This is a genomic window from Mesorhizobium sp. M5C.F.Ca.ET.164.01.1.1 (genome assembly GCF_004792125.1).
GTDB lineage: Bacteria > Pseudomonadota > Alphaproteobacteria > Rhizobiales > Rhizobiaceae > Mesorhizobium > Mesorhizobium wenxiniae.
The window spans coordinates 1-12,732 of record NZ_SRTG01000014.1 but is presented as its reverse complement, the minus strand read 5'-3'; the positions used below and the strand labels follow the sequence as shown (position 1 = coordinate 12,732).

9 protein-coding genes and 2 pseudogenes are annotated in these 12,732 nt (G+C 58.9%); 4 read left to right on the top strand and 7 right to left on the bottom strand.

The genetic code is table 11. The features are described 5' to 3' along the window. Positions 1-45: 45 nt before the first annotated feature. Both metK and glyA read right to left on the bottom strand, forming a co-directional pair. Complete coding sequence (gene metK, locus EN807_RS30875) at positions 46-1,221, bottom strand: methionine adenosyltransferase (RefSeq protein WP_135937800.1); 1,176 nt, start codon at positions 1,219-1,221, stop codon at positions 46-48. Positions 1,222-1,274: 53 nt separating this feature from the next. Next, positions 1,275-2,612 (bottom strand): serine hydroxymethyltransferase, encoded by a 1,338-nt coding sequence (glyA, locus tag EN807_RS30870; protein ID WP_128177519.1) that lies wholly within the window; start codon positions 2,610-2,612, stop codon positions 1,275-1,277. 102 nt (positions 2,613-2,714) lie between these two features. Between glyA and EN807_RS35840 the strand changes: the two genes are divergently transcribed. Further along, positions 2,715-2,912: a hypothetical protein gene (locus EN807_RS35840; protein WP_164759452.1), complete on the top strand. Its 198-nt coding sequence runs from the start codon at positions 2,715-2,717 to the stop codon at positions 2,910-2,912. Positions 2,913-4,201: 1,289 nt separating this feature from the next. On the opposite strand, the gene EN807_RS30860 is transcribed toward EN807_RS35840, so the two are convergent. Then, on the bottom strand, positions 4,202-4,402 hold the full coding sequence (locus EN807_RS30860; protein WP_127208171.1) for a hypothetical protein: 201 nt from the start codon (positions 4,400-4,402) through the stop codon (positions 4,202-4,204). A 294-nt stretch (positions 4,403-4,696) separates the two neighbouring features. Between EN807_RS30860 and EN807_RS35835 the strand changes: the two genes are divergently transcribed. Further along, on the top strand, positions 4,697-4,870 hold the full coding sequence (locus EN807_RS35835; RefSeq protein ID WP_189522629.1) for a hypothetical protein: 174 nt from the start codon (positions 4,697-4,699) through the stop codon (positions 4,868-4,870). Positions 4,871-5,033: 163 nt separating this feature from the next. Here EN807_RS35835 and EN807_RS30855 read toward each other — a convergent pair whose 3' ends face one another. From EN807_RS30855 to EN807_RS30845, 3 genes and pseudogenes are all read right to left on the bottom strand, one after another. Beyond that, entirely contained in the window at positions 5,034-5,786 is a 753-nt protein-coding gene (locus EN807_RS30855) for a carbonic anhydrase (protein ID WP_127208179.1), read from the bottom strand. A gap of 536 nt (positions 5,787-6,322) precedes the next feature. Then, positions 6,323-7,568 (bottom strand): annotated as a pseudogene (locus EN807_RS30850) (TolC family protein). Between the two features lie 814 nt (positions 7,569-8,382). Continuing rightward, positions 8,383-9,546 (bottom strand): porin, encoded by a 1,164-nt coding sequence (locus EN807_RS30845; RefSeq protein ID WP_135937799.1) that lies wholly within the window; start codon positions 9,544-9,546, stop codon positions 8,383-8,385. Between the two features lie 350 nt (positions 9,547-9,896). Here EN807_RS30845 and EN807_RS30840 point away from each other — a divergent pair, with 350 nt between their 5' ends. After that, on the top strand, positions 9,897-10,352 hold the full coding sequence (locus EN807_RS30840; protein WP_135937798.1) for a hypothetical protein: 456 nt from the start codon (positions 9,897-9,899) through the stop codon (positions 10,350-10,352). Positions 10,353-10,419: 67 nt separating this feature from the next. Continuing rightward, positions 10,420-11,748, top strand: a complete 1,329-nt coding sequence (hemN, locus tag EN807_RS30835; protein ID WP_135937797.1) for an oxygen-independent coproporphyrinogen III oxidase — start codon at positions 10,420-10,422, stop codon at positions 11,746-11,748. Positions 11,749-11,946: 198 nt separating this feature from the next. On the opposite strand, the pseudogene EN807_RS30830 reads toward hemN, so the two are convergent. Beyond that, positions 11,947-12,732: pseudogene (locus EN807_RS30830) on the bottom strand (MFS transporter); the annotation flags it as partial.

The window sequence follows — 12,732 nt, the reverse complement described above, 5'->3', positions numbered from 1 at the left end:
AGCGTGGAATGGGCTGCCGTATGCGCTTGACCCAACATCGGCGCATCAAGCAGCTGCCGGTCCTGCCTCACGCAGCAGGTCGTTAGCTCTGTCCGTCCTTTCCCAGGTGAACTCCGGCTCTTCGCGGCCGAAGTGTCCGTATGTCGCGGTCTTGCGGTATATCGGGCGTAAGAGATCAAGCATTTTGATGATGCCTTTTGGTCGGAGATCGAAAAGCTCAAGAACTGCGCGCTCGATCCTTTTTTCGTCGATCTTTGCGGTTCCGAATGTATTGACGAGGATAGAGACCGGCGCGGCCACACCGATCGCATAAGCAAGCTGAACCTCGCAGACCTCCGCAAGTCCGCTGGCAACGACATTTTTTGCGACGTACCGCGCCGCATAGGCGGCCGACCGATCAACCTTGGACGGGTCCTTGCCCGAAAAGGCACCCCCGCCGTGACGCCCCGTCCCGCCGTAGGAATCGACGATGATCTTCCGTCCAGTGAGGCCGCAGTCGCCGGCAGGCCCACCGAGCACGAACCGGCCTGTCGGATTGACCAGGAACCTTATCCCCGTCGTATCCAAGTCGTAGGGCAAGACCGGCCTTATGATCTCCTCAATGACGCCTTCGCGGACTGTGGCTTGTGAGACCTCCTCGTCATGCTGCGTCGACAGGACTATGGTATCAAGCGCTACCGGGCGCAAACCCTCATAACGAACGGACACTTGAGATTTAACGTCCGGGCGAAGCCAGCCAAGGCGTCCGGTTTGGCGCACCTCTGCCTGTTTTTTTGTCAATTCGTGAGCGAGTTGGATTGGCAACGGCATCAATGTTCCGGTCTCATTGCACGCGTACCCGAACATGAGGCCCTGATCCCCCGCTCCCTGCTCGAGATCCTGCCCTCGTCCCTCGTCGACGCCCTGGCTGATGTCGGGCGACTGCTCGGATAAGGCCAGGATCACGGCGCAACGCCGGCCGTCAAAGCCGATCGCATCGTTATCATATCCAATGTCCAAAATGATATCGCGGGCAACCTGGCTGTAGTCGATCTGCGCGTGACTGGTGATCTCGCCAGCCACAACGACCATCCCCGTCTTCACCAACACTTCACAGGCGACGCGAGCCTTAGGATCCTTACGAAGGATCGCATCGAGGACGCCATCTGAGATATTGTCGGCCATCTTGTCGGGATGTCCCGCGCCGACGGATTCGAAAGAGAACACGAATTGTCTGGTCATGGAATGTCCTCGTTTCAAACGTTGGATTAGATGTGACAGTTGATCTGTCCGTCTTACCTGTCGGAGATGCCAGGTACGTCGAACGCAGCACAGAAGTCGGCAACGTCTCTGCGCACGCGGGCATGCACGTCCGAATCATCGGGCTGGCCGCAAACCAGGTCGATGAAGGCGGCGATCTGCAGCATTTCCGCCTCGCGCATGCCCACAGACGTCACTGCTGGCGTCCCTAACCGAATGCCGCTGGTGAGCGCGGGATGGCGCCGGTCGCCCGGCACCATATTGAAATTCGTAATGATACCTGCTTGCGACAAGCGCTCGGCATAGGCTTTCCCGGACAGCGGCCGGTCCCGAAGATCAAGGATCAGCATGTGATTGTCAGTGCCCCCGGTGACGAGTTCGTAACCTCGCTCCAGAAGCGCCTGGGCCAGAGCCTTCGCATTGTCGACGATCTGCTGACCGTACACACGGAAGGACGGGGTCCCTGCTTCGTGCAGAGCGACAGCTAGCGCGGCAATCGTATTCATGTGCGGTCCGCCCTGGAGGAGAGGGAACACGGCACGGTCTATTCGTTTGGCCAGATTGTGTTTGCTCTTGGAATGATAGAGCGCCTGATAGCGGTCTTCATTCCTTGACAATATGAAGCCACCGCGGGGGCCGCGGATCGATTTGTGAGAGGTGCTGGTGACCACATCGCAATGGCCAACAGGATTCGGATGCACTCCTGCGACAACCAGGCCGCTGATGTGGGCGATGTCAGCCACCAGATAGGAGTTCACCTCCGAAGCAATCTCGGCCATTGCCTCATAGTCAAAGATACGCGGATAAGCAGTTCCGCCGACCCAAATGAGCTTCGGTCGTTCCCGCTTGGCCGTCTCGCGCAAGCGGTCATGGTCAATCTGCTGCGTCTTTTCGTGCAGCCCGTACGGAACTCGCTGATAGTCAGTGCCCGAGAAGTTGACGACCCAACCGTGAGTCAGATGCCCGCCGCCGGGGAGGGTCAAGCCCATCATCTTGTCTCCCGGACACAACAGCGCTCGACAGACAGCCTGATTGGCCGGCGAGCCGGAATAAGGCTGCACGTTGGCGTGCTCACTGCCAAATAGCGCTTTCAGGCGCTCGATCGCGAGGGTCTCAAGCTCATCGACGATCTCGTTTCCGGCGTAGTAGCGCGCGCCGGGATATCCCTCGGCATACTTGTTGGTGAAAATAGACCCGGTCGCTTCCAATACCGCCGAGGACGCGAAGTTCTCGGAGGCGATAAGTTTGAGGGTCGTCCGCTCCTGGCGCTCCTGTCTTAAAAGCAGCTCGTGAACGCGAGAATCTACGGCGGCCAGGTGAGGCCACCCGCAAGTGTCAGGCTCCGCGATGGCGCCGCCAGTCGAATTGTTCATATCAGCTTCGCGCTCCATGCGGACTAAATTTCAGGACAAGCAGGCGGTCACCTTGGACCGCGCGCCCTGTATCGCCTCCAGGCGCAGAAGGTCTTGTCTGTGATGGCCATCGCCGTGGGGCAGGAGATCAACCAACAATTGAACCAAGCCGCCGTCAGAGCCTCCTGCTTCGAGGTGGTACGAAGGCCAGGGGCGCTGTTCGTTGCCGAGAAGAAAGCCGGCTCTGGCGAGCTGTCGGACATGTCCGATAACGTGCTCGCGGGGCAGAGCCAGAACTTCTGCCAGCTCGCAGACGGTTAGGTCCGCATGCGCGCAAAGTCCCAGGATCCGAAGCCGATCAAGATGAGCCGCCGCCCTTAGGCTCCTGACCAGTTTTATGATCGGTTGGGCGGTCGTCCTATTGATTCCGTCCACTTCGCGTCCTCCAGACCTTCAGAGGAAATTTTCTTGTCCGACAGGAGCAATACGCTCGACCGGCAGGCAACTCGTTTCCCGGCCAACATGGGTGCTCTTGCCGGCATTGCATTAAACCCGCTGCAGTTTTGGCTCGGTACACGGCGCCACGGTCTCGACCCACTTGCGTCAGATGAAACATAACCATTCCCAGCGGTTTGGAGTGCTAAGAGTCTACGATTTTCTTTGAAGGATCTGTTGCAAGCAGGCCATCGGCTAAGATGGGCGGCTGGTCCGATGAGGATACAATACAGGCCCACTATTGACCCCATTGTCGTGATCGTTTCAGCATTCAGCTTTTGGTCGACCTTCGAGGAGCATCTCGTTGCGGCCGCCGCCCAGAACGCAGCATGCCTGTGAGGACCTGGGTCCGACGCGACAGGGGGCGATGGTGCCACGGCGTCTGCCTGAACAGCCAAGTGTGGCGTTCATCCGCGTCGCTCAGGTAGGCTAAGGCAACCGGCAAGATGATCGCGCCACTCAGTGGCTGCCAGTGTGAGTCCTTCCTGAGGATCTGGTCGATGTCGCGCGAGTCGAGCCGCACCTGCTGGTCACAATGGTGTGTGTCGCCCGTCGATCTGCGGAATCAATTGCGAGTGTTCCCTATCTTCCACCCGACCGCAGTGATCGGTCAGTCCCACAGCCAATGTTCGCGTTTTCGTGGCCGAACTGAAGAGCTCTGGCCAAAGCCAGCTGCACTACGCCGTTTCCGAAACGTCTAGTCACATTTGGCGAAGTGCTTGTTGGAATTGGTGAATCCGTGACACATTATCGCCACCGTTTAGCCGCGGCGTTGTCCCAATCTTCCACGAGATAGCCGGCGTTGCCCTGAGACGGTTCGGTCCGGCACCGGCTCAAACCAGCCCCCCGCTCAAGGGTCAGTGCCGGATCGAACCACCCTGCATCTCTTCTGAAAGAAATCAGGTGCGACGCCAGCTCGCAATGGGGCGAGCCGCTCACGCTGATGCTCAAGCTGGTCAGGTTCGACTCGAGCCCTGGTAAAGCTGGATGGTACCAATCGGCACCGGCGCATTTCGCACGCCAATCCAGAACCTTGTGGATGTTGCCGCGGTCGACAGGTCCAACACAGCGCTGGCGCTCCAGTGGCCGTCCAGAGCATTTTTCCCCTTCCGTCATCAGAGGTGACGACCGAGCTCCCGATAAGCGTTGATCTTGACCAGGAAATTACAGCCGAGGATCACCCGCTCGCTCTCAGGATGATAGATGCTGGGGAATGATGCTCGTCCGCGCGCGGCCTCGTCGCGCACCAATTCGGGTGCGGCGAATAAGGAAGCACCGCGCCGAACGGCTCCGTCGTGCTGCAGCTTGCCGTTCAATCTTCAAGGCCGAGGTTCTCGCGGACGGCGACGAACTCCATTTCGGGCGTACTGATACCGCCGCATCGTTACCGAGGTGATAGCAAAGCAAAGTGCCCGTGGATGGAAGAGATCGTCTCGGGTGTCCTGCAATCGAGGTCGGTCCGCGTGAGACGACGGCAGAGAGAGGTTGCAGGGAGGGAGGTCGCCTGATGCATCACCCCCCAGGTGGCACCTGGACAACTTCCATGCCTCCCAGAAAACTTGGTGTTTGCCAAAAGTTCCGACCGGTATCGATCCCAGGCAGGTCGCACAATGTGCTTCGGAGTCGCTTGGGAAACAGGACGCCTATATCTCATCCTGCAGAAGAAACTCAATGGCGCGAAGCTTGCGATCGGGGTCGACCGGCTCGACTATACCAACGATATCGACGCGCCGATCAAAATCTTCGGGTTACGCGTGCAGTGCGGCGTCAGGCCTAGAAATTAGATCGTTTCCTGCCGCGCTTGCCCACGCATCGCAGCGCGACCGACCAACTTGGTCTTGGTCCGCACCAAGGTGAGGCTGAGCTCCCAAAGGGCCTCTGCGACGCGGAGCGATGACGTCGATATAGGGCGTCAGCCGGGCCTTGCCCCGTGACGGTGGCGGGACCTCAGCCCAGGCCTAGGATGAAGCGCCGATTGGGTGAACGGATAGGCCGCGCGTTCAACGGATAGAGTGAGGTAAATCGCTCCATGTCTGCTGGGTCGACGTCAACCGGTTCCATTGCAACCATCCACTCGACGTTTTCGGTGCATGGCGGCGTCGTCAATGATCCTTCATATGTCCAGTAGGCAAGCGAAGCCGGCAAAAACTCGTTGGGGTCGACCTCGTCGACCGCTGTCTCCTCGCCTGAGGTTGCGGGAAATGCTGCGGCAAGGCTGGCAAAGCTGGCATTTGTCGCGCCCGGCGTCAGAAACACGCCCAGCACACCCACAGTATCGCTGTCGGCGTCTTTATGGACGAAATGCGCTTCCATCGGAAAACTCCTGCCCGCGACGTGGTGTTCGCTCGGCGCATGGAAATGGAACTGTAGCAGGTCGTAGACACGATCCCCGCGGGTGAGCGTGCTGCCTTGCGGCAGGTTGACTTGAATGGTGTGGCCGTTGTTCACCATCCTGCCGCCGCCCTTGTGCCAACCTATGGCGATTTGGGGAATATCCGCCTTGATGGCGCCCTTGACATCGATCGGCGATTGCTGCGTGCCCGCCGAGCAGACGAAATTCCTTTCATCCAGATCGCCCCAGTGTTCGGGTCCTGCCGGGCCGGCATATCCCCAATGGGTACTGGCCGCCCGCGCGGCTTCAGCGCTAATGGCACACCCGCCGAGTGCAACAAACCCTTTGATCAGATTACGACGATGCATATTGCTTCGCTCCTGGATTTGAACCGAGCTTTTGATTGAGGTTGTTATGGTGGGACCTGCAGTCGCAACTACGATGTGGCAACATCGTCGCAATTGCGCCGAACAGCTCGGTATGCGACCAGCGCGTCGCTCAGGGCTTCACGTCACCGGATACAGGACATCGTCGCCGGGACCGCCATCACCAATATGCGGTTTGTCGCGGCCATTGTCGCCCGCTAGATGGCCCAGCTATCTGCGGCGAATACGTGATCGTTGCCTCCACGACCACCGTTTGCCCTGGCAATCCAAACCATACGACCTCTCTTCAGAAGATGGTCTCGGCACCCGGGCCTCCCATGCAACTACTCCGATGTTGCCCACCGCGCCAAGTTACGCCTTCATATTCAACATCGCACAACTAGAGAAATCGAATGCTTCGATAAATAGCATCGACGATATGGATGCATTCACGCCCATGCGCGGCGCTGCTGACGACGCCCCTGTGCTCGGATCGGTGGAGTGACTCTGAGTGCATGTGGGTACATCCGCTCGACAGCTTATCGCCCATCCGGCGTGCGTAGGCCGATCCACTTGTCTTTGACATCGTTGTAGTGTTGTTCCGGCCTGTATTTTATCACCTGCAGGTTGAGACGCTCGGCCGACAGGTGACCGATTGCCTGTAGGATGCCATAACTCGCCACCACGACGTCATGTTTGGCTTTGGCTTGATTGATCATCCCGGTGATGACTGCGCCTGGGCATTGAGAACGTCGAGCGTGGTGCGCTGGCCGACATCGCGCTCCTCGACGACGCCATTCAAGGCAAGCTGCGCAGCGGCAATCACCTGACTGAGCGACTCTTTATTCTGTCGTACAAGCGCCGAAGCGCGGCCACCCGAATAGATCGGTATGGTCAATTTCGCGCCGATGCTAGCTGAATTGGTCGTACCGTCCTGTTGGCTGGCAATAGGCGAGGTGTTGCTATAGGCGCTCGAGACGCCGGCGGAAGCGGATAGTTGCGGCAGCAGCGCACGTTCGGCCGATTTCACCGAAAACGCTGCCGCGTCGATCAGATGCTCCGAGGCGAGAATGGTGGGGTGCTCGCGTGATGCAGTCACGAGTGCCGCATCGAGACTCGCCGGCAAAAGCTTCGACAGCGGCGAAGCGGCCCTGAGCCTCCCCGGCTCGTGGCCGACTAACTGACGATAAGTCGCCGCGCTTACCAGGACCTGCTCACGGGCGGCGGCCAATTGCTCCACGGCAGAGGCGCGCAAAGCGTCGGCCTGAGCGACAGTACGCGTGACTTCGCCGATCTTGAAGCGTAACGCGCAGCTCGCGCCTGCTCGGTCAGGAACCGCGCGTTTTGATGCGTCGGCACCGATACCTGCCGGTCGCGAACGACATCCATATAGGCCTGGGCTGCTTTGAACAGGATGTTCTCTTCAGTGTCGCCCAGGCTTTCTACCGAAGCTCTTACCTGCGATTCGGCGGCCGCGACATTGTTCCTCGTCTGAAAACCGTCGAACAGCGTCTGCTTGATCTGCACGCCATATTCGCCGGTCGTCATGCGCTTGTTTTTATTCTTCCCGTTTACATGGCTGCTGGACTGATCGATGGTCGCGAAACCCTCGATCGTCGGGCGCCACCCTGATTTTGCGATTGCCACGCTCTCGTCGGTGACGCGAACATTGGCGCGGGCCGACAGAGAAGAATCGTTCTCATATGCCTTCGATAGGGCTCCCAAAATGCTCTCGCCCGAAGCGTTCGAGGAGAGCGGTACAGTCGCTATAATCAAGAATGCCAGTCCGGCCAGTCTCTTACTTGGTCGCAAATTCTTTCTCCAATTATGAACGCTGGACAATCGCGGGCGCAGGGGTGCACGGCCCCCGCGTTGAACGCACCCAGAATGCCCGGGTCGCAACTAAGACGCTGTTGGAGGCGCCACCTGCGTGCGTATCTGCGCCTGCAACGCTGTGGTACCGCGGTCAGCTTTCGCGAAGGCTGATAAATTGAACAATAGATTGTTTGGATCTGGATCATCCAAATCATGGATACATTCCGCACATCCCCGGAGCTGCCGTTGGACGAGACATTCGCACCAAAGGGCGGCCGATTGCGACACCTGCGACTGTTGTCCGAGATCGCCTCTCCGACCTCCTGCCCGACTGACTCACTGGAGCGGAGCTCGATTCATCAATAAGGGAGTACCCCTGCGGCGATTGCGCGGGTAGGTGCGTAGCCGCGCGATGGCCGCACTCACAACCACCTCACCCAGTTTATGCTTCGTGCCGCGGCCGTGTGCGCGCGTTCACTTTCAGAGCGTCGAACGCAACGAGGAGATTGAGGCCCCAAATTTGGCTTAGTCGATAGAGTGGACGGGCAACAGCCAATGTCGGACAGTGATTATTGAGGTGTTCTGATATCCCGGCTTTGCGACGATCGCCCAGGTCGGCTTGCAACGCCGGCGCACGAAGGCAAACTTGTCAATCTCGGACGAGATCGACCTCGCTCGACGGAACGTGGTCACTCACACGCTGCTTTGTGTTGGATTGCTGCCGTGGTGCTTGCACTAGGACTTGCAGGTTTCCGTCAACCACCAAGACGCAGATTTCGTTCGGTCAAAATGAGCTCTGGAAACGGAGTATGCCAGCCAGGCTGTTCTTTTTGCCGGCGCCAGTCCAATTCACCCCGGCAGGGTCGGCCGTGCCGAGGCCGAAGTTGCCGTAATGGTAATAGTCGACTTCGGCTGTGACTGTGAAACCTGGAACGACCATATAGGCGATGTTTGCAGCCACACCAGAGTTCCTGAGCTGATCACCCGATACCTGAAGGTTGAACGAGGTTTTCTCGTCGAACTCGTAAGTGGCGCCGGCCCAGAAAGCCCAGTTGCCGCCCCAAGTTTTGTAGAAGCCGCGACCATGACCGGCGACTGCGTTGGTTGGGTCATCGTTGAGATTGCCAATGGAGCCGTAGCCGAACATTCCGAATAGCGACAGGTCATCTGTGACTTGGACGTCAACGCGGACCTTGCCGGCCAACGCTTCGTAGTTGCTGTCACGAGCGATCACGCCGGTGATCGCGCCCCACCCCTGCGTCTGTTTCACGCCGACGACGACGTGTGGAACATGGCTGTCGATAGTACCGACTGCACCCGATCCTTGTTCGAGGGAAACCACTGCCGAAAAGCCATTACTGGCATCGAAGTAGTACTGAGCCACGTTGGCATCGAAGTCGCCGTACGGAACGAGTATGTTATCGAGGACGTTACCAGCGTAGCCTATAAACGTATCGAACGCCGGCCCGTCCTTACCAATTCGGAGGCCACCAAGCTGCATCCAGGCGGAACCCAACGTGACGCCGCTGTTGAAGGCATTGTTCTTCTGAGAACTCTCCGGACCCGAATAAGCGTTGCGGTTGCCGAAGTTGATGCGAGTTTCGGTATAGGTCCTCAACGCGCCGAGCTCGGTCTCTTGGCCGGTCCAAGTTTTGAACGTGAAACGCCCGTTCTTTCGCCACGTCCCCTGAGCCTCGCCAGTTCTCAGATCGGAGGTTCTTGCCCCGTCATACGATCGGACATCGCCGAGGCCGATGTCGTAACGGATGTAGCCGCCGATGCGCAGGCAGGTCTCGGTGTCGGGGATATAAAAGTATCCCGAACCGTAGGCGTCGCAGATCTTGACGTATTCGGTCGGGTCCGGCGCGGAGACTTCGTCAGCTGCGCAAGCGACCGAAACGGAGATCAGGGCCGCAGCTGAGCCGAGAAAAAGGCTCCTTACATTCATTCTGGATCTCCAATCAAAGATTAAATGCGGAGAGCGTCAAAGGGCGAGCCGTTGGCCATCCCGCGAGCAAAAAAAGATGTGCATCCGTCGGTCTTCAATGCAGAGCAGCAAGCGACGTGCCATCCTGAAGACGTAACTCCGTGCTGACACTTGGATGGCCGGCGCAACTTCGTCGCGCTCCCTTCTTTTTGATTTGGGGGGCAGGCTGCGCGCGAAAGCAGACGTAGGGCACGGTTCGTCTGTTCGATCTGTGACACTTTTGTTGGATTCCGACAGCATTTGTTCGCCGTGAAGCCTCTGGGTCGAAACATCATGCCCCCCGCCGGTTGGTAGGTCAGGCGGGAGCCCCGTTGCGCGGTGCCGAGCGTGGCGCGTTCCGTTTTGCGGCGGCACATGCGAATTCTCGCCTTGTGCGACTCACCTGGCTCTGCGCCGAGCGCGATCTGGCGTCGATCATGCGCCTCGCGGCTCAGCTGCTTTCAGCGACCGGTCAGCAGGCTCTTAGGACCGCGGCGGACCTGCTGATTACGTCGACCACTTCCCTGATAGACAGCGCGCGAGAGCCAAATGGTCTTGGCGGGCAATCGAAAAAAAGAGCTCGCCAGATGCTGGGAATCGCTACCCGAGGCGCGCTACCAGTCGGAGAGCAAGGCAAAGTGGTCCCGGTCATCTCGCAGCATATGGCGATACCGCGCTACGGCGTCTCGTCGAGAAAGGGGCAGACTGAAGGGGAAGCGGTGGTAAATCGCCGTGTCAGGAATGACATTAACCCATACAAGTTCGCGGCGAAAAGCCGGACGGACTGACATAGCTCAAGGACAGAAGGAGAGGGCAGCGACAAGGATGTTGGTCCGCGGCATGGAACGATAGCTCTTGCAGACCTCGATCCTGACAAAATATCGCGAGGCCCGACTGCCTTGGTACACCATCTATACGACTGTGCCGGACTTCTCCACGACAGTCGGTGCGGAGGATTATGAGGAATGGCTGAGGGGCCTGCCTGCCGGCGATTCGGTGTCGCTCTATGTCCACATTCCGTTCTGCCGATCGATGTGCTGGTATTGCGGCTTCCCTACCACAATCACCCGCCGGGATGGGCCGGTTCTTAACTGTCTGACGGTGCTGCGTGAGGAGATTCGTTTGGTCTCTGAGCAAGCGCCGCAGGCGCTGCCCGTGAGCGACGTCCATTTCGGCGGCGGAACACCGACCCTCATCGGGCCAGCGGAGTTCTTGGACTTGATGGTACTCCTGCGCCGCCGCTTCGCGTTCAGCAAAGCGACCGCCGTCGCAGTCGAGATCGACCCACGCGCGTTCACGGCCGAGATGGCCGAAACCTTAGGAGTAGCGGGCGTGAACCGGGCAAGCCTTGGCGTGCAGAGCTTTGACCCCAAAGTTCAAAAAGCGATCAACCGGGTCCAGAGTGAGGCGCAGACTGCGGCCGCCGTCGAAAATCTCCGCGGGCATGGAATCAGCCGTATCAATTTCGACCTCATCTTCGGTCTCCCTAAACAGACTGTGCAGTCCTGCGTCCAGACCGCGATGGCGGCGGTCGCCATGCGCCCCAACCGGGTCGCGGTGTTCGGCTACGCGCACATTCCTTCCGTGATAAAGAATCAGTGCCTGATCGAGGAGGCAGCTCTACCGGATAGCGATGCCCGTGCCGAACAGGCTGCGGCCGTGGCCGAGACGCTGATAGCCGCCGGTTACCGAGAGATCGGGCTCGACCATTTCGCATTGCCGGACGACGAACTTGCCCTGGCGCAGAAAGCCGGTCGCCTGCGCCGCAACTCGCTGGGTTATTCGGCCGATACGTGCAAAACTCTGATCGGTTTCGGCGCTTCTGCTATCGGCCGCATCGGCGGGGGTTACGTCCAGAACGAGGTCACACGGGATCGTTATACCCGGCACATCGCGGCGGGCCGTCCGGCGACGTCAAAGGGCTATCGTCTCACCGACGAAGATCGCGTGCGAGCCGCAATCATCGAGCGGCTGATGTGCGATTTGGAGGCCGACGTGCCGGCCATCTGTGCCGCCCACCAATTTGATCCGCTCCGTTTTGTCGATTCCGCTGAACGCTTGGCGATGCTGGCCAAGGATGGGATTGTGGACATCGAAGATGGTTTCATCCGCGTGCGGCAGGAACATCGCTTTGTGGTTCGTGCTGTTGCTGCCGCATTCGATGCTTTTCTTGCGAATCGCTGAGCGAAGGCCAAAGGGAACCCGATGGAATTACCACCCGCCAGGGTGGAAAGCTGGCCGGCCTTCAGAACAACGGCAGCGGGGCCGCCCCTGGCCGTCTACGGCGTTTTGGTTCTTAGTGGGTTAAGGCCTGGTTCTGGGCACGACCTTTTCGTCGCAGCTTGGGCACATTGTGAACCATGTGCTCTCTTCGTCATGGCGTCACCTCGGAGGACGAGAAAACATTGTTGAGGGACGGGTACGAGCTGCCTCAGTCGTTCGTTCAATCGAAAGCACTGTCTGCGGAGGCAGCTCTCCTTCATGCAGTGCCAGGAGATGCTGGCCGACTTCCTTATCCGCTGCCGTGAGCCGATGATTTAGACGAAGAAAATCCATCCAGGTTGGGGTGCGGAATGTCTCCGTCCAAAGTGACGGCGTTTGAAGATTTCGCTGGAGCGTCCAGTTTCGTGCACCTGCACGGCTCTGAACGTGCCGCCTGGCGCGCATGTAGCCCAGAAAGCTCGATATTCTCCTCCGATATTGAATACTCGACCTTGGCCACGATAGGGCCACTTCTGGGCTTCAGATCGAGTGCCACGTCCCGGGGATGAAAATCCGAACTTTCCTGATCCGTTTCTTCCCACGGACGGACCGGCAACAGTATTCCCGCAGCTGCAACCAGCAACAGAGCGCCCGCGGCGCCCTCCAATGCTGAGGTCAAGGAATAGTTTTGCGCGACAGAACCCCAGATCCAGCCGCCAGCAGCCATACCGCCTGCGCTCAAGGCGTAGTAAATGGAGAGCGTGCGGCCTACAACCCACCTTGGGCTTGCCAACTGCACCGACACGTCAATGCCCGTCCAGGTGATAAGCCAACCCGCTCCGCCGAGCGCCAGCGAAATGGCCGCCACAGGAACCGACGATGTCAGGGCAAGGGAGAGGCAACAGACTGCACAAGCCACAGAGGCGAAGGCCACCAGCCTGTTTTGAGACGTGACCTTCCTCAAGA

What these genes read in the sequence shown, in the direction of transcription:
- metK (WP_135937800.1), bottom strand. Translation starts at nt 1,221, where the DNA reads ATGACCAGACAATTCGTGTTCTCTTTCGAATCCGTCGGCGCGGGACAT.
- glyA (WP_128177519.1), bottom strand. Translation starts at nt 2,612, where the DNA reads ATGAACAATTCGACTGGCGGCGCCATCGCGGAGCCTGACACTTGCGGG.
- EN807_RS35840 (WP_164759452.1), top strand. Translation starts at nt 2,715, where the DNA reads ATGGCCATCGCCGTGGGGCAGGAGATCAACCAACAATTGAACCAAGCC.
- EN807_RS35835 (WP_189522629.1), top strand. Translation starts at nt 4,697, where the DNA reads ATGTGCTTCGGAGTCGCTTGGGAAACAGGACGCCTATATCTCATCCTG.
- EN807_RS30855 (WP_127208179.1), bottom strand. Translation starts at nt 5,786, where the DNA reads ATGCATCGTCGTAATCTGATCAAAGGGTTTGTTGCACTCGGCGGGTGT.
- EN807_RS30845 (WP_135937799.1), bottom strand. Translation starts at nt 9,546, where the DNA reads ATGAATGTAAGGAGCCTTTTTCTCGGCTCAGCTGCGGCCCTGATCTCC.